General features: G+C 58.5%; 14 protein-coding genes. 12 read left to right on the top strand and 2 right to left on the bottom strand.

What is annotated here, in order from left to right:
• Positions 1-51 precede the first annotated feature (51 nt).
• The 3 genes from dsbC to thrC all read left to right on the top strand — a co-directional run bounded on the left by dsbC (position 52) and on the right by thrC (position 3,670).
• The gene (gene dsbC / locus BMZ32_RS02700; protein WP_090239257.1) at positions 52-777 is read left to right on the top strand and encodes a bifunctional protein-disulfide isomerase/oxidoreductase DsbC; all 726 of its coding nucleotides are present in this window, start codon (positions 52-54) and stop codon (positions 775-777) included.
• 111 nt (positions 778-888) lie between these two features.
• Positions 889-2,193 (top strand): homoserine dehydrogenase, encoded by a 1,305-nt coding sequence (locus BMZ32_RS02695; protein ID WP_090241514.1) that lies wholly within the window; start codon positions 889-891, stop codon positions 2,191-2,193.
• A gap of 67 nt (positions 2,194-2,260) precedes the next feature.
• Complete coding sequence (thrC, locus tag BMZ32_RS02690; RefSeq protein WP_090239254.1) at positions 2,261-3,670, top strand: threonine synthase; 1,410 nt, start codon at positions 2,261-2,263, stop codon at positions 3,668-3,670.
• Between the two features lie 66 nt (positions 3,671-3,736).
• Here the strand turns inward: thrC and BMZ32_RS02685 are convergent, their stop codons facing one another.
• Both BMZ32_RS02685 and BMZ32_RS02680 read right to left on the bottom strand, forming a co-directional pair.
• Positions 3,737-4,375 carry a 2'-5' RNA ligase family protein gene (locus BMZ32_RS02685; protein WP_090239252.1) on the bottom strand — a complete coding sequence of 213 codons (639 nt, stop codon included), beginning with the start codon at positions 4,373-4,375 and terminating at the stop codon, positions 3,737-3,739.
• A gap of 4 nt (positions 4,376-4,379) precedes the next feature.
• A complete protein-coding gene (locus BMZ32_RS02680; RefSeq protein ID WP_090239250.1) occupies positions 4,380-5,579 on the bottom strand; it encodes a CaiB/BaiF CoA transferase family protein in 1,200 nt (399 codons plus the stop codon).
• Positions 5,580-5,917: 338 nt separating this feature from the next.
• On the opposite strand from BMZ32_RS02680, the gene bacA reads away from it, so the two are divergent.
• The 9 genes from bacA to BMZ32_RS02635 all read left to right on the top strand — a co-directional run bounded on the left by bacA (position 5,918) and on the right by BMZ32_RS02635 (position 18,807).
• Positions 5,918-6,541, top strand: a complete 624-nt coding sequence (gene bacA / locus BMZ32_RS02675; protein ID WP_090239247.1) for a biofilm formation regulator BacA — start codon at positions 5,918-5,920, stop codon at positions 6,539-6,541.
• Between the two features lie 11 nt (positions 6,542-6,552).
• On the top strand, positions 6,553-7,254 hold the full coding sequence (locus tag BMZ32_RS02670) for a PspA/IM30 family protein (RefSeq protein WP_090239245.1): 702 nt from the start codon (positions 6,553-6,555) through the stop codon (positions 7,252-7,254).
• Between the two features lie 56 nt (positions 7,255-7,310).
• Complete coding sequence (locus BMZ32_RS02665) at positions 7,311-7,955, top strand: OB-fold-containig protein (protein ID WP_090239242.1); 645 nt, start codon at positions 7,311-7,313, stop codon at positions 7,953-7,955.
• A 27-nt stretch (positions 7,956-7,982) separates the two neighbouring features.
• On the top strand, positions 7,983-10,034 hold the full coding sequence (locus BMZ32_RS02660) for a flotillin family protein (RefSeq protein ID WP_090239239.1): 2,052 nt from the start codon (positions 7,983-7,985) through the stop codon (positions 10,032-10,034).
• 109 nt (positions 10,035-10,143) lie between these two features.
• Positions 10,144-15,402, top strand: coding sequence for a DNA repair ATPase (locus BMZ32_RS02655; protein WP_090239235.1), 5,259 nt, complete (start codon positions 10,144-10,146; stop codon positions 15,400-15,402).
• On the top strand, positions 15,399-15,959 hold the full coding sequence (locus BMZ32_RS02650; protein ID WP_090239231.1) for a rhomboid family intramembrane serine protease: 561 nt from the start codon (positions 15,399-15,401) through the stop codon (positions 15,957-15,959). The genes BMZ32_RS02655 and BMZ32_RS02650 overlap by 4 nt, the downstream gene beginning before the upstream one ends.
• Entirely contained in the window at positions 15,960-16,649 is a 690-nt protein-coding gene (locus tag BMZ32_RS02645) for a phospholipase D-like domain-containing protein (protein ID WP_090239228.1), read from the top strand.
• Between the two features lie 102 nt (positions 16,650-16,751).
• Positions 16,752-18,194 carry a sucrose phosphorylase gene (gene gtfA / locus BMZ32_RS02640; RefSeq protein WP_090239225.1) on the top strand — a complete coding sequence of 481 codons (1,443 nt, stop codon included), beginning with the start codon at positions 16,752-16,754 and terminating at the stop codon, positions 18,192-18,194.
• Between the two features lie 73 nt (positions 18,195-18,267).
• Complete coding sequence (locus BMZ32_RS02635; protein WP_090239221.1) at positions 18,268-18,807, top strand: YaeQ family protein; 540 nt, start codon at positions 18,268-18,270, stop codon at positions 18,805-18,807.
• Positions 18,808-18,891: the final 84 nt, after the last annotated feature.

The raw sequence follows: 18,891 nt of genomic DNA, 5'->3' as shown, positions 1-18,891 counted from the left end.
ATGGTAGGCTGCGCGCATCCCTCGTTAGACCGTCTTTCGCCAGGAGTTTGTATGCGTTTTAACCGCATTGTTGTTGCGTTGGCCTTGGGGCTGATCAGCGGCGTGGGCGTTGCTGCCGACGCCGACCAGGCTATTCGCAATAGCCTCAAGGCTATCGATCCGGCCCTGCCGATTGAGGCCATTGCCGAAAGTCCCATGCCGGGTGTGTATCAGGTCGAGCTGGCCGGTGGTCGGCAGCTGTATACCAGCGCCGATGGGCAGTTTCTGCTGCAGGGTTATCTGTTTCAGGTCAAGGATGGTAAGCCAGTAAACCTGACTGAAGCGGCCGAGAGCCGTGGTGTGGTCAAGCTTATGGAGGCCATCCCCGCATCGGAAATGGTGGTGTTTGCGCCCAAGCAACCGAAAACCCATATCACCGTATTCACCGATACGGATTGTGGCTATTGCCAGAAACTGCACAGCGAAGTGCCTGAGCTGAATCGCTTAGGGATCGAGGTGCGTTACCTGGCCTTCCCACGACAGGGCCTGGAAAGCGCCGCCGCTAAAGAGTTGTCCAATGTCTGGTGCGCTAAGGACCAGAAGGACGCTATGAATCGTGCAAAAAGCCGCCAGAGCGTGGCGGATGCGCAGTGCGACAGCCCGATTGCCAAGCAATACGCGCTGGGCCAGATGATCGGCGTTAGCGGTACGCCGGCCATCGTCTTGGCCAACGGCAAGATCATTCCAGGCTACCAGCCGGCTCCGCAGTTGGCGAAAATCGCTCTAGAGTCCAAGTGATCTGAGCATTAGACCTGATTGACTAATAAACAGCCGCTTCGTATGGTGCGGCTCTTTTTCTACGACCGGGCTTGCTCCGGTCGTTTTACGCATGCAGATGGGGAGTTCAGTGTGAAACCGGTGAAAGTAGGCATCTGTGGGCTAGGTACCGTCGGTGGCGGTACGTTGAATGTACTCAAGCGTAACGCCGAGGAAATTACCCGGCGCGCGGGGCGCGGTATTGAAGTTGCCCAGATCGCTATTCGTTCGCCCAAGCCGCAATACGATACGACCGGTATTAGCATGACCAGCGATGTTTTCGAGCTGGTGAACAACCCCGAAATCGATATCGTTATCGAGTTGATCGGCGGTTACACCCTGGCCAAGGAGCTGGTGCTCAAGGCCATCGATAACGGCAAGCACGTGGTCACCGCGAACAAGGCGCTGATTGCCGTGCACGGCAATGAAATCTTTGCCCGTGCCCGCGAGAAGGGCGTGATTGTTGCTTTCGAGGCCGCAGTGGCCGGCGGCATTCCTGTAATCAAGGCGATCCGCGAAGGCCTGGCGGCTAATCGCATCAACTGGCTGGCCGGCATCATCAACGGCACCGGTAACTTTATCCTCAGTGAAATGCGCGAAAAGGGTCGTACCTTCCCGGACGTGCTGGCCGAAGCACAAGCCTTGGGTTATGCCGAAGCCGACCCAACTTTCGACGTCGAAGGCATCGATGCTGCACACAAGCTGACCATCCTGGCATCCATCGCCTTTGGTATTCCCCTGCAGTTCGATAAGGCTTACACCGAGGGCATTACCCAGCTGACCACGGCAGACGTAAACTACGCTGAAGCCTTGGGCTATCGCATCAAGCACTTGGGTGTGGCGCGCCGCACTGAAGCGGGTATCGAGCTACGGGTTCATCCGACGTTAATCCCAGCCGACCGCCTGATCGCCAACGTCAATGGTGTGATGAACGCTGTGATGGTCAATGGCGACGCGGTTGGCAGTACCCTGTATTACGGCGCCGGTGCGGGTATGGAACCGACGGCTTCGTCGATCATCGCTGACCTGGTGGATGTGGTGCGTGCGCTGACCGCCGACCCAACCAACCGTGTGCCGCACCTGGCCTTCCAGCCAGATTCGCTGTCCGATCACCCGATTCTGCCGATTGAGGCCTGCGAGAGCGCCTACTACCTGCGCATTCAGGCCAAGGATCATCCGGGCGTACTGGCCCAGGTGGCGAGCATCCTCTCGGCACGCGGAATCAACATTGAGTCGATCATGCAGAAGGAAGTCGAGGAGCAGGACGGCTTGGTGCCGATGATCCTGGTTACCCATCGCGTGGTTGAAGCGCAGATTAACGAGGCGATCAGTGCCCTTGAAGCGCTTGAGGATGTGGTCGGCCGTGTTGTGCGTATCCGCGTCGAGCAGCTGAACTAATCCGTCTCTGGTCGCAGGTGCAGCAGGCAGCTGCGGCTCTTAAAGATTCAACCGAAGGTTTGTCCCTATGCGCTATATCAGTACCCGTGGCCAGGCACCGGCCCTGAATTTTGAAGACGTGCTGCTGGCCGGTTTGGCCAGTGATGGCGGCCTTTATGTGCCGGAAAACTTGCCGCGCTTTACCCAGGAAGAAATCGCCTCCTGGGCAGGCCTGCCATACCACGAACTGGCTTTCCGAGTAATGCGCCCGTTCGTCACCGGTAGCATCCCGGATGCCGATTTCAAAAAGATTCTTGAGGAAACCTACGGCGTGTTTGCCCATGGTGCCATTGCGCCGCTGCGCCAGCTGAACGGCAACGAGTGGGTGTTGGAACTGTTCCACGGTCCGACCCTGGCTTTCAAAGATTTTGCCCTGCAGCTACTCGGCCGCTTGCTCGACTACGTGCTGGCCAAGCGCAACGAGCGCGTGGTGATCATGGGTGCCACGTCCGGTGATACCGGCTCGGCCGCCATTGAGGGCTGCAAGGCGTGCGATAACGTCGACATCTTCATCATGCACCCACACAACCGGGTGTCTGAGGTGCAGCGCCGGCAAATGACCACCATCTTCGGTGACAACATCCATAACATCGCCATCGAAGGTAACTTCGATGACTGCCAAGAGATGGTCAAGGACAGCTTCGCTGACCAGAGCTTCCTCAAGGGTACCCGTTTGGTCGCGGTTAACTCGATTAACTGGGCGCGGATCATGGCCCAGATCGTCTACTACTTCCACGCTGCCCTGCAGCTGGGCGGCCCGGCGCGCTCCATCGCCTTTTCGGTGCCCACCGGTAACTTCGGCGACATCTTTGCCGGCTACCTGGCACGCAACATGGGCCTGCCGATCAGCCAGTTGATCGTCGCCACTAACCGCAACGACATCCTGCACCGCTTTATGAGCGGCAATCAGTATGTGAAGGATACCCTGCACCCGACCCTGTCGCCCTCCATGGACATCATGGTCTCGTCGAACTTCGAACGTTTGCTGTTTGACCTGCATGGTCGAAACGGCGCGGCGATTGCTGAGCTGATGGCGAACTTCAAGCAAGGTGTCGGTTTCAGCGTTGACGAAGATCGCTGGACCGAAGCGCGCAAGCTGTTTGACTCCCTGGCTGTGGATGATGCGCAGACCTGCGAAACCATTGTTGAGGTATTCAACCAGAGCGGTGAGCTGCTCGATCCGCATACCGCGATTGGCGTACGTGCGGCCCGTGAGTGCCGTCGTAGCTTGGCCACGCCGATGGTGATTCTCGGTACGGCACACCCGGTCAAGTTCCCAGAAGCGGTTGAAAAGGCTGGCGTCGGCCAGGCGCCGGCGCTGCCTGCGCACCTGGCTGATCTGTTCGAGCGCGATGAGCGCTGCACGGTACTGGCCAATGACCTGAAAACGGTGCAGAACTTCGTGGCGCAGCACGGCAATCGCGGCAAGCCGTTGTAAGCCTGTGGTGAGTTGAAAGCCGGCCCCGGCCAAGGGGCCGGCTTTTTTATGCCGCTAGGTTTTGCCTCAGCCGCCGAGGCGCAGGCTGTGCTGGATGCGCAGCGGGCTGAATAGCTGGCGCGCACGGTAGTGGCCGTACTGCACGGTATTAACCTTGAGCGGGCGTGGGCTGGGTTCGCTCAGTGCATCCAGGCGCTGACGAATCAACGCGGCGTCAACGCTGCGTCTATACAGGCCCAGGGTGATGTGAGCGTGGTAGGGGCTTTGGCGCACTTCATCGGTATGCTCGCCGAGGCATTCGCGCCACGCCAGTAATTGCCCTGCTGGGTCGTCGACCGGGAGAAAGGCCGCGCTGGCAAAGCTGTCGGGTTGGCCAATCGACACGTTCAAGGCGTGCCGCGGTTGTCGGCCCAGTGCTTTGAGTTGCTGCTGTAACTGCGACTTGCTGAAATCGTCGTCACGCCGTTGCACGCCACTGGCAAAGCCGCACACAAACAGGGTGATATGCGCCTGGCGCTGGCCTTGAGGGTGCAGCAAGTCGGCCAGTTGCTGCTGGATATAAGTGATGCGTGCGAGCAGTGCAGGACACTGCACTGGCAGTATCCACACGCTATAGCGGCTGCGGCCCTGATGCCATTCGCGGTAGTCGCGCAGCTCGGTGACCAGGCTCCGGGTTGGGCTATTGATCGGGTCGGAGAACAGCACGGCGTTAAATGGCTCCGAGGGTTTTTAATTCGGCGATCTGCGTGTCGCTGTAACCAAGGGCGTTGAGTACCACCTGGTTATGCTCGCCCAGCTCCGGGCCGACCCACTCCACGCCGCCAGGGGTTTCCGACAACTTGGGCACGATGCCAGGCATCTTGAAGGCTTTGCCGCCGGGCAGCTTGGCCGACAGGAGCATCTCGCGGGCGAGAAATTGCGGATCGTGGAACATGTCCTCAGCGCTGAAGATCCGGCTGGCCGGTACCTCGGCCTGGTTCAGCATGGCCAGTACTTGTTCCAGCGGCAGTGAGCCCACCCAGCGGTCGATCACGCCATAGAGTTCGTCGCGGCGGGCGTCGCGGCCATCATTGCTGGCCAGGTCCGGTGCTTCGGCGAGATCGTCACGGCCGATGGCGTGCATAAAGCGCTTGAAAATCGCGTCGCCGTTGGCGCCAATCTGGATGTGTTTGCCATCGGCGCTGGTGTGGATCGAGGAGGGCGTGATGCCGGGCATGATGTTGCCGCTGCGCTCGCGGATAAAGCCGAACACGTCGAACTCTGGAATCATGGATTCCATCATCGCGAAGATCGCCTCGTACAGCGCTACGTCGACCACCTGGCCGCTACCGCCGTTGACCTCGCGATGCCGCAGCGCCATCAGTGCGCCGATCACGCCCCACAGCGCCGCAATTGAGTCGCCAATCGAGATACCAGTGCGCACCGGCGGGCGATCTTCGAAGCCGGTGATATAGCGCAGTCCGCCCATGGATTCGCCGACGGCACCAAAACCTGGCTGGTCTTTCATCGGCCCGCTCTGGCCAAAACCGGAGAGGCGCACCATTACCAGCTTGGGGTTCAGTGCGTGCAGAACGTCCCAGCCCAAGCCGAGTTTTTCCAGCACGCCGGGGCGGAAGTTCTCGATCAGAATGTCGGCCTCGCTGAGCAGCTTTTTCAGCACCTCCAGTCCGGCCTCATGCTTAAGGTTGAGGGTGATTGATTGTTTATTGCGCGCCTGCACAAACCACCACAGCGACGTACCTTCATAAAGCTTGCGCCACTTACGCAGCGGATCGCCACCATCCGGCGATTCTACCTTGATCACCTCCGCACCAAATTCGGCGCAGATACGTGCGGCAAAAGGGCCAGCGATCAGGGTGCCGAGTTCGATGACTTTCAGGCCTGCGAGAGGTTTGTTGATTGTGCTCATGGGGGCTTCCGTTGTGCTTGGGCTGCTCAAGGCTATTCGATTGCGGGGTGCTGCGTCATATGTCCATGAAAGCTATCGAGCAGCGCTGGCTGGGATGCTTTTGGCAGTATTGGTGGTTTAGTTGGTGGGTGGTCTGGCGTTAAACTGCGGCTACAAATGGATGCTTGATGTCACCAAACCTGGATGGTTTATCTTCTGCATTACTCCTCCCTTCTTAACTTTTCTATCACTGCTCTTTCCGGGCAGCGTTCGCGTGCCTGATTGTTGGTGAGATGAATTCTTGAAGATATTACATGTGATGACTTGAATCATTACATGTGTGGGTCTAGGCTGCGTTTATGGAAAGCAAATCATCAGCCCACTACCAGCGTCTTTTTCGTCAGCGCCTGCGCGAGCAGGGCTTGGTGAAGAAAGAGGTTTGGATACTGCCAGAGCACGCCCCGCTACTTATGGCGTTTGAACGAAAACTGCGTCAGCCGCAATTAGTTCGGTTGGCTTCTATGGACACGGAGGAGGGTATGAGCATGCCGCAGATTTGGACTGCACAGGCTTTATACGATGCGCTGTCGGCTGCCGAACTATTCAAGGGTGATCAGGCGAGCGTTGAGTTGATTCAAAGTGCCGATGCCAGCTTGCATGTCACCATGCATGAGTACGGTGATCTGCCAGTGTTTATTGCGGTGTTTGGCGAGCAGATTGTGGTTGAAAGCCTGCTTTGGCCCGCCGCCGATGTGCGTGACAGTGCTGCTTTCAATGAAGAGGTGCTGCGTACCCACAAGCTGTTCCCGCTGTCCTCTATCGGCCTGGAAACGCTGCCGGACGGTCAGCCTTGCTACACCATGTTTGGTGCGCTGAGCTCCGCTTCGACCTTGACCGATGTGGTCTTCGAGATCGAATTGCTGGCCGACAACGTGATCAAGGCCACCGAAGCCTATGAAGGCTTCCTCAAGATCGACGCTTAAGGAGAGATGCGATGAACGTCTGGAGCAAGTTGCTAACGGCGCTGCGTGGTGGCGCGAATGAAGTGGGCGAGGCGGTGGTGGATGGGCAGGCGCTGCGAATTCTCGATCAGGAGATTCGTGATGCTGATCTGGAGCTGCGCAAGTCCAAGGAAGCACTGGCTGAAATCATGGCCAAGCAGAAACTGGCCAGTGATCGCCTGAGCAAGAGCACGGCGAAGGTCTCCGAGTACGAGCAGTACGCGCTCAAGGCTCTGGATGCAGGCAATGAAGACTTGGCTAAAGAAATTGCCGAGAAGATCGCCAATCTGGAAACCGAGCAGGCCAGCGACCACGAGCAGGCTGAGGGTTTTGCCGCCAGTGTTGCGCAGCTACGCAAGGCTGTGACCCAGGCGGAGGGGCATATCAAGCGCCTGAAACAGCAGGTTGATACGGTTAAAGCCACTGAAAGCGTGCAGAAGGCGCAGATGGCGGTGGCGCAGCGTTACGGCGGTTCACAGGCCAAGCTGCATACCGCAGTTGAGTCGCTGGAGCGGATCAAGCTCAAGCAAGCCGAGCGTGCAGCCAAGATGGAAGCCTCTGCTGAGCTGGCCGCAACCAGCGCCCCGGATGATGCCTTGGATGCCAAATTGCGCGCGGCGGGTATCGTCGCGGACAACGCCAGTGCTGACAGCGTGCTGGCGCGCTTGAAGGTCCGGGCTAAGCCAGAAGCCTGAGTCGCTAATACGGGAGCTACGGCTCCCGCTTCTTCTACTACCAGGATGTAAAGAAGATGGAGTTATTCATACAGACTTCGTTGTCGTTCCCCGTAGTGCTGCTCAGCTTTGCGCTCTGCGTGGCGATTCTCTATTGGCTGGTCGCCGCGATGGGGATTGTTGATGTCGATCTGCTGGATATCGAAGTCGACTCTTCTCTGGAAAGCCACTCAATGCATCCCGAAGGTCTGGCTGGGCTCTTGCTCAAACTGGGCCTGAATGGCGTGCCGGTGACGCTGATTCTCACCCTGCTGTTCTTTTTTTCCTGGACGCTCTGCTATTTCGCAGAATTGTTCCTGTTGCGCTTTTTGCCCTTGGGCGTTTTGCGTTATCCCCTCGGCTTACTGGTAGTTGCGGCGGCGCTGATCGCTGTTGTACCTGTCGTAGGCATGCTGATTCGGCCACTGCGGCCGTTGTTTCTAAAACTGGAAGCTACCACTAGCAAGTCAGTACTTGGGCAAATTGCCGTCGTGCGTAGCGGGCGGGTAACCCTGACTCAGGGTGAAGCAACGCTTGAGGATGGGGGCGCTGGGCTGATTCTGCGGGTACGTGCCGAAGAGTCCCATGGCTTCAAGCGTGGCGACCGTGTGGTGTTGCTGGAGTACCTGGAGGCCGAACACGCCTATCGGGTGATTACCGAAGACGAGTTCAAGGGCATCTAGCCTGTTTATCAAAGGAGATTGATTGTAATGAGCCTCGAGTTGCTAATGCCTTTTCTGACCGGTTTAGGCCTGTTTTTTCTGATTGTTTTTGGCTTTTTTGTTCTGTTTAAAGCCTTCTATATCAAGGTGCCACAAGGTACGGCGCTGATCGTCAACGACATGTCTGCTACCCCCAAGGTGCATTTCACCGGCGCTCTGGTCTACCCGGTGATCAACCTCAAGGAGTTCATGAAGATTTCCTTGATTACCCTGGAGGTTGATCGTCGCGCCAAGGATGGGTTGATCTGCAAGGACAACATGCGCGCTGACATTACGGTGGCGTTCTACTTACGGGTCAATGAAACCCAGCAGGACGTGCTCAAGGTGGCCAAGGCCATTGGCGTTGATCGCGCCTCTGACCGTGCAGCCGTCAACGAGCTGTTCAACGCCAAATTTTCCGAAGCATTGAAGACTGTTGGCAAGCAGTTCGACTTCGTCCAGCTGTTCGAAAATCGTCAGGATTTCCGTGATCGTATCGTCGAGGTGATCGGCAACGACCTCAACGGTTATGTGCTGGAAGACGTGGCCATCGACTACCTGGAGCAGACCTCCAAAGCGTCGCTTGATCCGAGCAATATTCTCGATGCTCAAGGTATTCGCAAGATCACCGAGCTGACGGCTGCGCAGAACGTTATCACCAACGAACTGGAGCGTAACGAAGAGCTGGCGATCAAGAAAAAGAACGTTGAAACCCGCGAGGCCACGCTGTCCCTCGAGCGCCAGGAAGCCGATGCAGTGGCGCGGCAGAAGCGCGAGATCGAAACCATTCGGGCTCGTGAAGAAGCCGAAACGCTCAAGGTGCAGGAAGAAGAGCGTTTGAAGTCCGAGCAGGCACGTATCAATACCCAGCAGGAGCTGGATATCCGCGCCGAGAACCATCAGCGCGAAGTCGAAGTGGCGCAGCAGAACCGTCAGCGTGCCGTGGTTATCGAGGTGGAAAAAGTCACCCGTGCCAGGGATCTGGAAATCGTCTCCCGCGAGCGCGAAGTCGAGCTGCAACGCATCGAGAAAGAAAAAGCCCTGGAAGTTGAACGCAAGAATATTGCCGGAGTGATCCGCGAGCGCGTGGCGGTCGAGAAAACCGTGGCCCAGGAAGAAGAGCGCATCAAGGAAGTGCGTGAAGTGTCCGAAGCGGACCGCAATAAACAGGTCATGGTGCTCAATGCCCAGGCCGAAGCCGAGCAGGAGCTGGTGCGTCAGGTCAAACAGGCTGAAGCCGACGAAACTCGCTCGCAGCACAAGGCAGTGGAAATCAACAACATGGCCCAGGCCGAGTTGGAAGCCGCGGCCAAGCAGAGCGAGGCCATGAAGAAAATGGCTGAAGGCATCGAGGCTGAGCGCGCAGCTCCAGGTCTGGCTGATGCGCGAGTGCGCGAAGTGACTGCGGCAGCTAAAGAGAAGGAAGGCTTAGCCGAAGCCCGCGTGCATGCCGAGCAACTGATCGCCGAAGCCAAGGGCGACCAGGAGAAGGGCATGGCCGAGGCGCGAGTCACCGAAGCCAAGGCTGCAGCCAAAGAGAAAGACGGCCTGGCCGACGCCAAGGTACTGGAAGAGAAACTCGGCGCTCAGGCGCGTGGTGAAGAGCAACTCGGCGCAGCCAAGGCCAAAGCCACCCAGGATCTGGGTATGGCCGAAGCGCATGTGTTGCTTGAGCGTTTGAATGCCGAAGCCGAAGGCCTGGGCAAGAAGTTCAGCGCACTCGATGCGCTGAGCGACAACGCCCGCCAGCACGAAGAGTTCCGCATGCAGCTGGAGAAGAACTTCGACGAAGCCATGGCTGCTATCGCCGCCAACAAGGAAATCGCCAAAGATCAGGCCGAAGTACTGTCGGCAGCGCTGTCCAAGGCGAAGATCGAGATCGTCGGCGGCGAAGGCGATTTCTTCAATTCCTTTGCTAAGTCGCTGTCGGTGGGTAAAGCCATCGAGGGTGTGGTCGGCAAGAGCCCGGTTGTGCAGGATGTGTTGGCCCGTCTGCTGGCCGGTAAACCGGTTGAGACCAAGGCCGCTGTGGTCGCAGACAGCACGCCCTCACAGGTCTGACTCGCCAGGTGCCACTCGCTCGCAGTGGCACCGCTCTCGCATGTCGCACAAGCCCCTGCTCGGCAGGGCGCTGTTTGGTTGAAGACGCCGCAGATTCAGGATGACCACGATGTCGGACTCGCAAGCCCCTAGCCAGCCACAAGATGTATTGGACAAGGCCGTCGCCGAAGGTGGCGCCTACGAGGTGCTGCACAAGCGCTTACAGGAGCAAGGCCTTCGCCTGCGCCAGACTACCGAGGCACTGAATGCTCAGCGGTTGAAGGAGTTCGGCAGCAGCCAGATGGAAGTGGTAGGGCGGGTGCGCATTCGCACCGAGAACAACTGCACTGCGCGCGATATCGTCCAGGTCGGCGAGAGCCTGCTGTTTGGCTACAACGTATTTATTGGGCTTAAAAAGGAAACCCGCGTCGAAGACGTGTTTTCCCTGTATCGCTTGAGCGAACAGGACGAAGGCTATGAAGCCGAAAGCGTGGCGCTGGCCGACAGCTTTCTCGGCCAGAGCAGCTTCGTTAATGATTTCAACGAGCTCTACACCTACTACAAGAATACCCGCCTGCTGCAACTGCTGGTGCGTGACGGCAAGCTGCTGGCCAGCTTCCAGATTGGCGAGCGAATCAGCGATATTCGCGTGTTTCGCTGGTCGATTTCGCTCGACGGCAAGGACGTGCGTTACATCGACAACCGTGGCGAGCGCGATATAGCGCTGCCCGCGCCGTTCGATTTTGAGTGGCAGAAGACATCCCGCGAGATGGTGGTGAACGGCCGCCATCCGCATCTGAACATTCTCGACAGCATCTTTGTTGAGACCATCGGTGGCGACCTCACGATCAAGGTCGAAAACAACACCGAAGACGGTCAGGGCGTCTACCGCGAGGCGGTGCTGGACAAGACTCAGTCCCTCGACGATGCGCAGATCGAATTCGCCCGGCTGGGCAGCTTGATCCTGCTCAAGGTGCTGCCGTACCGCGAAGAGCAGTGGCGCTACCTGGTATTCAACAGCCTGACCCGCAAGGTCGAGCGTATCGATGCCATTGGCCTGGCGTGCGTGCAGCTGCCGGAAGACCACGGCATCATCTTCCCTGGCGGTTATTACCTGCAGAACGGCGAATCAAAAGCCTTCGAACAGCCGATGGCAGGCATGCGCTTCAAGCGCGCCGTGCGCTCACCCAATGGTGAAGACGTGCAGTACATCTTCTACCACCCGGAAGAAGGCCGTTCGGCGCTGTTTACCTACAACATGATCAATCGCCAGTTACACAGCCCGATCTTCGGCCATGGCTACGCACGCCTGGAAGACGGACGTACGGTGATCTTCGCCGCCGAAGGCACAGAGCCAACTCGTATCCACCCCATGCAGATCTGGCAGACGCCGTTCTGCAGCGATGATTTCGCCGCCCGCCAACCGGTGCGCAGCGGCTTCTTCGGGCGTATCGGCAATGCCGAACTGGTGCGCGGGGTGTCCGACCTGTTAGGCCTTAGCCGCGAGATCGAGACGCCGCAAGTCTCGGTGCAGCGCTACACGCAGCTGTGCCTGAACACCCGCCGCCTGTTCGATATTTACCACTGGCTGGGTAATGCCCAGTGCCAAGGCATGGCGCCGTTGCTGCGCGAAATTGCGGCTACTGGCGAGCTGGTGCTCGATGAGTTCGAGAAGGTTGAGAGCATTCGTCAGCAGTCAGCCCGTGCCATGGTCGAAGCTGAGACGCGGCAACAAGCGCTGTTGTCTGGTCTGCTGATCGACAGTTGGGATGAGGTGCAGCACTTCGTTGATGCGCTCAATGCGATCAACGCTCAGCGTGGCCAACTGCTGACCATTCGCGATTACCGCTATATCGACGTGGCGCGCATCGATGCCATGGAGTCCGAGTTGCTGGCGGCTCAGGACAACGTCGCCGCCGCCACCTCTAACTTCTTGGCCAGTAAAGCTGCGCTGGAACCCTATGTGCTGCAATTGGGGCTGCTTGATAGCCAGGCGCAGAAGTCCGAAACCGTCAGTCAGCTGAATGAGCCGTTGCAAGCGCTGCAGGCCATGGCCGGCAACCTGGATATGCTGTCCAGCCTGATGGCTTCGCTGCCCATCGATGACGCCACGCAGCGCACCGAGATTGTTGAAGCGATTTCCCAGGTTTACGCCCGGCTGAACCAGACCAAGGCCCGCGCCGAACAACGGCGCAAGGGCTTGGGCTCGGCGGAGACCGTGGCGCAGTTTGGTGCGCAGTTCAAACTGTTCAGCCAGGGCATCACCAATGCCTTGGCCATGGCGCAGGACCCGGAGCGCTGCGACGAGCAACTGTCGCGCTTGCTGGTGCAGCTCGAAGAACTGGAGAGCCAGTTTGGTGACCACGAACAATTTCTCGGCGACATTCTGGCCAAGCGCGAAGAGTTGCTGGAAACCTTCGAGGCGCACAAGCAGGCGCTGCTCGACGAGCGTCAGCGCAAGGCTCAGGGCTTGCTCGACGCGGCCCGACGCATCCTGGAAAGCCTCGGTCGGCGTACTGCGCGGCTGACCAAGCCCGACGAGCTGAATGCATTTTTCGCCTCTGATCCGTTGATTCTCAAGCTGCGTGAGCTGACTGAACGCCTGCGCGAGCTGAAAGACAGTGTCAAAGCTGAGGATGTTGACGCGCGCCTCAAGGCGGCCCGTGATCAGGCCGTACGCAGCCTGCGCGACAAAAGCGAGCTGTTCGAGGAAGGCGGCAACGTCATCAAGCTCGGCCCGCGCCATCGCTTCAGCGTCAATACCCAGGAGCTGGACCTGACCCTGATGCCGCGCGGCGATCAGCTCTATCTGCACCTGACCGGCACCGAATTTCTTGAGCCGCTACGTAACGACGAGTTGGAAGCGTTGCGCGACTATTGGCAGGTATCACTGGAATCCGAGTCCGCCACCCTTTACCGCGCCGAGTACCTGGCCGGTGAAGTACTAGCGGCCGCCGATGCCGGGCGCGATGGCCTCAGTATCTATCTACTCAAACAGCAGCTGGCGCAGCCGGAAGCGCTGGTCAAAAGTATTCGTGACTTTGCCGCGCCGCGCTACAAGGAAGGCTACGAAAAGGGCATTCACGACCACGATGCCGCACTGATTCTCAGCCAGCTGCTACCGCTGCGTGACAGTGCTGGTTTGCTGCGTTATGGCGCACTGCCACGGGGTTTCGCCAGCTTCTTCTGGGGCCATGCACAAGGCGTCGAAACGGCGGGGCAGTGGCCGCAGCGGGCGCGAACCTGCCGGCATATCCAGCAGTTGTTCGGTCAGGATCAGGGCCTGCGGCAGTTGCAGGCGGAAATTGCCGATGCCATGGCGGGGTTCTGTCAGCAGCAGGCGATGGAGGTCGCCCAGGCCAGTCTGGTCGAGGCGGCGGAGTACTTGGTGCACGAGCTGGCGGCCGAACGCATTGAGTTCGTCTTCAGCAAGTACGCTCGCGAGCTGCTCGCCGGGTTGCAGGCGCGTTTACAAGCCGCCCATGTGTGGGACGTTTATCAGCAGACCCTCGGGCAGTTGCAGGGTCGGCCCGCGGCGCAGTGGGGGTTGGTCGATAACTGGTTGCGCGGCCTGTGTGCCGATGCCCAGTTTGCCGAGCTTTGCGCCTATGTGCCGGAAGCTGTCGCCTTGAGTCTGCTGCCAGAAGGTTTAGCCAAGCGCGTCACCGAGGTGGACCTGCGTTTCACCGCCAAGGAGTTGATGGGCGAACACCCACGCATCAACGAACGGCAACTGGTGCTTGCGGTGGACGACTTCTTCGCCCGCCTGCGCGTGCACCGCGAACAGTTCCTGCCGGGGCTGCAGCGCTATCAGGCCTTGCGTCAGGAAGTCATCGGGCGCGAGCGTGAGGCGCTGCGCCTTAACGAATTCAAGCCGAAGCCACTCAGTTCCTTTGTGCGTAACAAACTGATCAACGACGTTTATCTCGGGGTGATCGGCGACAACCTGGCTAAACAAATGGGCACTGCCGGGGAGAATCGCCGCTCTGATCTGTCCGGCTTGCTGATGCTGATCTCGCCGCCGGGTTACGGCAAGACCACCTTGATGGAGTACGTGGCTCACCGTCTGGGTTTGATCTTTATGAAGATCAATGGCCCGGCGCTGGGGCACGATGTGCGCTCCCTCGATCCGGCTCAGGCGCCGGATGCTACGTCACGTCAGGAGCTGGAAAAGCTCAACCTGGCGTTGGAGATGGGCAACAACGTGATGCTCTATCTCGACGATATTCAGCACACGCATCCGGAGTTCCTGCAGAAATTCATCTCGCTGTGTGACGGCACCCGCCGTATCGAAGGCGTGTGGAAGGGGCGCACGCGCACCTACGACATGCGTGGTCGCAAGTTCTGCGTGATCATGTCGGGCAACCCTTACACCGAGTCCGGTGACGTGTTCAAAATCCCGGATATGCTGGCCAACCGTGCCGACATCTATAACCTCGGCGACACCTTGGGCGGCATGCAGGAAGCCTTTGCGCTGTCCTATATCGAGAACGGGCTGACCTCCAATCCGGTGCTGGCACCGCTCGCGACCCGCGAGATGGCTGATGTCTATCGCTTTGTCGCCAAGGCCGAAGGCAAGCCGTTTTCCAGCAACGAGTTGAGCCACAGCTACAGCGGCGCCGAGGTCAATGAGATCGTTACCACCTTGCAGCGCTTGATGCAGGTGCGTGATGTGGTGGGGCGGGTCAATCAGCAGTACATCGCCAGCGCGGCTCAGGCTGATCAGTACCGCACCGAACCGCCGTTCAAGTTGCAGGGTAGTTATCGCAACATGAACAAGATGGCGGAGAAAATCTCTGCTGTGATGAACGAGGCCGAGGTGCTGCAACTGATCGCCGATCACTACCAGGGCGAATCACAACTGCTCACCACGGGCGCCGAGGAAAACCTGCTCAAGCTGGCGGAATTGCGCGGCAATATGACCGACGCCCAGGCCGAGCGCTGGACGCAGATCAAGCGCGACTTTATGCGCAACAAGGCTATGGGCGGCAGTGACAGCGATGTCGGCGGGCGCGTGGTCGCGCAGCTCAACGATCTGGTTGAAGGCGTACGCGGCTTGGCGCCAAACAAACCCGCTGCTGAGTCGCCTACTGTGCCTTGGGAGCAGCTGTTAGCTGGGCTTGAGAGCCTGGGCAAGCTGCGCCCGCAAGTGGAGGTGATCACGCCGGCGCAACCTGCAGTGCAAAAGCTACTGGAAAGCCTGGCTGAAAGCCTGCAAAACAGTTTTCTACCGCTGGTTAAGGCGATGGACAAGAAAATCGATATCGACCTGCGCACCCACAACCGCATGCTGGAAATCTCCGCTCAGCTGCGCGATTTAGGCGAGCAACTGGGTCACGAACAGCGCTTGGAAGGCGATGCCGGCGACAGCGAAATCGAGTCGCCATGAAGGCCGGGCTGTTGCCACGGGTCCAGCTGTTGCTGGGCATTGCCGCACTGATGCTGGTGCTGCAACTGGTCAATAGCCTGAGTGGTTACAGCCTCAATGTTTGGGGCGTGATACCGCGGCGGTTTGAGTCGTTGCCGGGTATTTTTTTTGCGCCTTGGCTGCATGGTGGTTGGTTGCATCTGTTGAGTAACCTCAGCGGCCTGCTGGTACTGGGGCTGCTGGCTTTGCTGGAATCGCGTCGCGACTTTATCCAGGCCAGCCTGTTTATCATCATCGGCAGTGGTGCATTGGTTTGGCTGTTCGGCCGCCAGGGCATCCATGTTGGCGCCAGCGGTTGGCTGTTCGGGCTGTGGGCGCTGCTGCTGGCGCGGGCGTGGTTCCGCCGCAGTTGGCTTGATCTGCTGCTGGCGGTATTAGTGTTCTTTCTGCATGGAGGCTGGGTGTTCGGCCTGGTACCGCAGAAAGGCGTCTCATTTGAATATCATCTGGCCGGTGCGCTGTGCGGTGGGCTCTATGCCGCCTGGCGCTATAGACCGCGCTCACGACAAGGAAGTTAAGTGGATTTCAATCGTCTCGATCAGCAGTTGCGTGACAGTCTGGCCGATCTCCGGCTGAGCAATGAGGAGCGCGACGAGTTGCGCCAGTTGGGCAGCGATTTGGGCCCGGATCAGGTGCGCTATCTGCGTAATCGCGCGTTCGCCTTGGTACGTGAGCTAGTGACCGAACCGGCCAACACGCTGGCTGCGCTGAAGTGGTTGGAGCAGGTTGTTAAGACACTCGATAGCTGTGTTGCGCCGAATCGGGTGGAAGTCGCCAGTGCGCATTTCAGCCCAGGCGAAAGCTGTCGCCGCAAGATTCGCGATCTTTGTCGACAGGCTCGACAGTCGGTAGATATCTGCGTGTACACCATCTCTGACGACCAGTTGAGCAGTGAAATTCTGGCCTGTCACCAGCGTGGCATCGCAGTGCGGGTAATTACCGATAACGAAAAGCAGTTCGATATGGGCAGCGATATTGAGCGCTTGCGCAGCCAGGGTGTGCCATTACGCATCGACTCTGGGCCGTACCACATGCACCATAAATTCGCCCTGTTCGACGGTCGTTTTCTATTGAATGGCAGCTTCAACTGGACCCGCAGCGCAACCACTGGCAACGAAGAAAACCTGCTGGTTATCGACCACCCCGCATTGTTTGCTGACTACCGGCGTGAGTTTGATCAGCTGTGGGTGCGCTATGCCCAGAACTGACTGCGCAGGGTGACCTGCTGGCCATAGCCGGCATACCTCGTTATGGTCAGTACAGTCCTGCTTGGTTGAGCAGGTGGTTGTAGCGGCCGATGAGGAATGGGCATGGCATTGCGTAACGCGGTTCAGTTGATCACCTATCCAGATCGTTTGGGCGGCAGCCTGAGCGCGCTATCAACCTTGCTTGAGGACCACTTGACCGATGCCGTTGGAGGGGTACATCTGTTGCCGATGTACCCCTCCAATGCCGATGGTGGCTTCTCGCCGCTGACCCATATGGAGGTCGACCCGCGCTACGGCGACTGGGCGGATGTTGAGCGTATCTCGGCGCGATTTGACCTGTGTGTCGATCTGGTCATCAGCCACATCTCTGATGAGTCGCCCGAGTTTCTTGATTTTGTCGCCAACGGCCAGGAGTCGGCCTATGCCGACTTGTTTGTGCAGGTTGATAAGTTGGGCGAGATCAGCCTGGAAGACCTGGCCAAGATCCATATCCGCAAGGAGAAAGAGCCGTTTCGCGATGTGCGCCTAGCCAATGGCGAGACGTGCCGAGTGTGGTGCACCTTCACCGAGCGGCAGATCGACCTCAACTACGAATCCCCGCTGACCTATCAACTGATGGAGCAGTACATGGCCTTTCTTGCCGCACGCGGGGTCAAACTGTTCCGCCTTGATGCGTTCGGCTACACCACCAAGAAGATTGGCAGCAGCTGTTTTTTGGTCGAGCCGGATGTTTATCGCATCCTCGACTGGTTCCGTGAAACCGGCGAGAAGTACGGCGCCGAGATGCTGCCCGAGGTGCATGACCACATTAGCTACCAGTACGCCATCTCGCGCCGGCATATGCGGCCTTATGCGTTCGCTTTGCCGCCGCTGGTGCTGCATGCCTTTCTCAGCGGTCAAAGTCGTTACCTGAAACAGTGGCTGCGTATGTGCCCGCGCAATCAGATCACCGTGCTCGATACCCATGACGGCATCTGCATCCCGGATGTGGAGAGCATGCTGCCGGAGCCGGAGATTCGCTTTCTGGTCGATGAAGTCTCGACCCGCAGTGCTGATCCGATCATGCGCCGCTCAGCCGTCAGCGTGCACAGCGTGGGGGCGATTTATCAGCTTACCTGCACCTTCTATGAGGCCTTGCTGCGCAATGACGATGCCTACATTGCCTCGCGTGCCATTCAGTTTTTCACCCCCGGTATTCCGCAGGTTTACTACGTTGGCTTGCTGGCCGGTTGTAATGATTTTGAACTGTGTACTGCGACCGGCGAGGCGCGTGACGTCAATCGGCACTATTACAGCCTGGCGGAGGCCGAAGAGGCGCTGCAGCAGCCGCTGGTGCAACGCCTGTTGCAGTTGATGCGTTTGCGCAATAGCCATCCTGCCTTTGATGGGCGCTTTGAGTTGAATCAGTCCGGTGAGAGCAGCGTCGCTATGGCCTGGCGTCATGGCGAACATTACTGCCGCTTGTATGTTGACCTGAGCACCTGCCAGGCGATTATTGATTACCGTGATCCTGTGGACGGCAGCGAGCGACAAATGCGTTGTTGAGAGGGCATGTTCTACGGGCGAAAGGCGTTTCGGGTTAGACTTGCGCTCTTTTCGCCCAGTAAGAAGCCCCACCATGGCCCTGCCGTCTACCACTTACAAAATCGAGCTGAACCTCACCGACATGGACCGCAGCGTTTATGAAAACCTGCGTTTCACCGTCGCCAAGCACCCGTCGGAAACTGAAACGCGTCTGGCCGCACGCTTGATCGGCTATGCCTTGTTCTATCACGAGCACTTGGCGTTCGGTCGCGGCCTGTCGGATGTAGACGAGCCGGCATTGTGGGAAAAGAGCCTGGACGACCGCGTACTGCACTGGATCGAAGTCGGCCAGCCGGACAGCGAGCGCATGACCTGGTGCTCGCGCCGTACCGAAAAGTTCAGTTTGGTGGCTTACGGCAACCTGCGCGTGTGGCAGGCCAAAGAGTTGGACCCGGTGCGTACTCTGAAAAACATCAACGTGGTGGCGCTGGACCAGGATGCGTTGTCCAATCTGGCTCTAGATATGCCCCGATCCTTGAACTGGAGCGTAATGATCAGCGACGGCGAGCTATTCGTCACCGATGAGCGCGGCCAGCATGAGCTGCCGATTGAGTGGTTGATCGGCGAGCGCTGAAAACCTATTTACGATCTGCTGCGCGTCGGCCCTGCTGCGTTAAAAACAGGCTCGGAATGCTCATTTACAGCCAGTAAACTCCGC

This window comes from Pseudomonas guineae (assembly GCF_900113745.1).
Taxonomy (GTDB): domain Bacteria; phylum Pseudomonadota; class Gammaproteobacteria; order Pseudomonadales; family Pseudomonadaceae; genus Aquipseudomonas; species Aquipseudomonas guineae.
The sequence above is the reverse complement of the archived record's forward strand: the minus strand, read 5'-3'. Positions and strand labels throughout refer to the sequence as shown.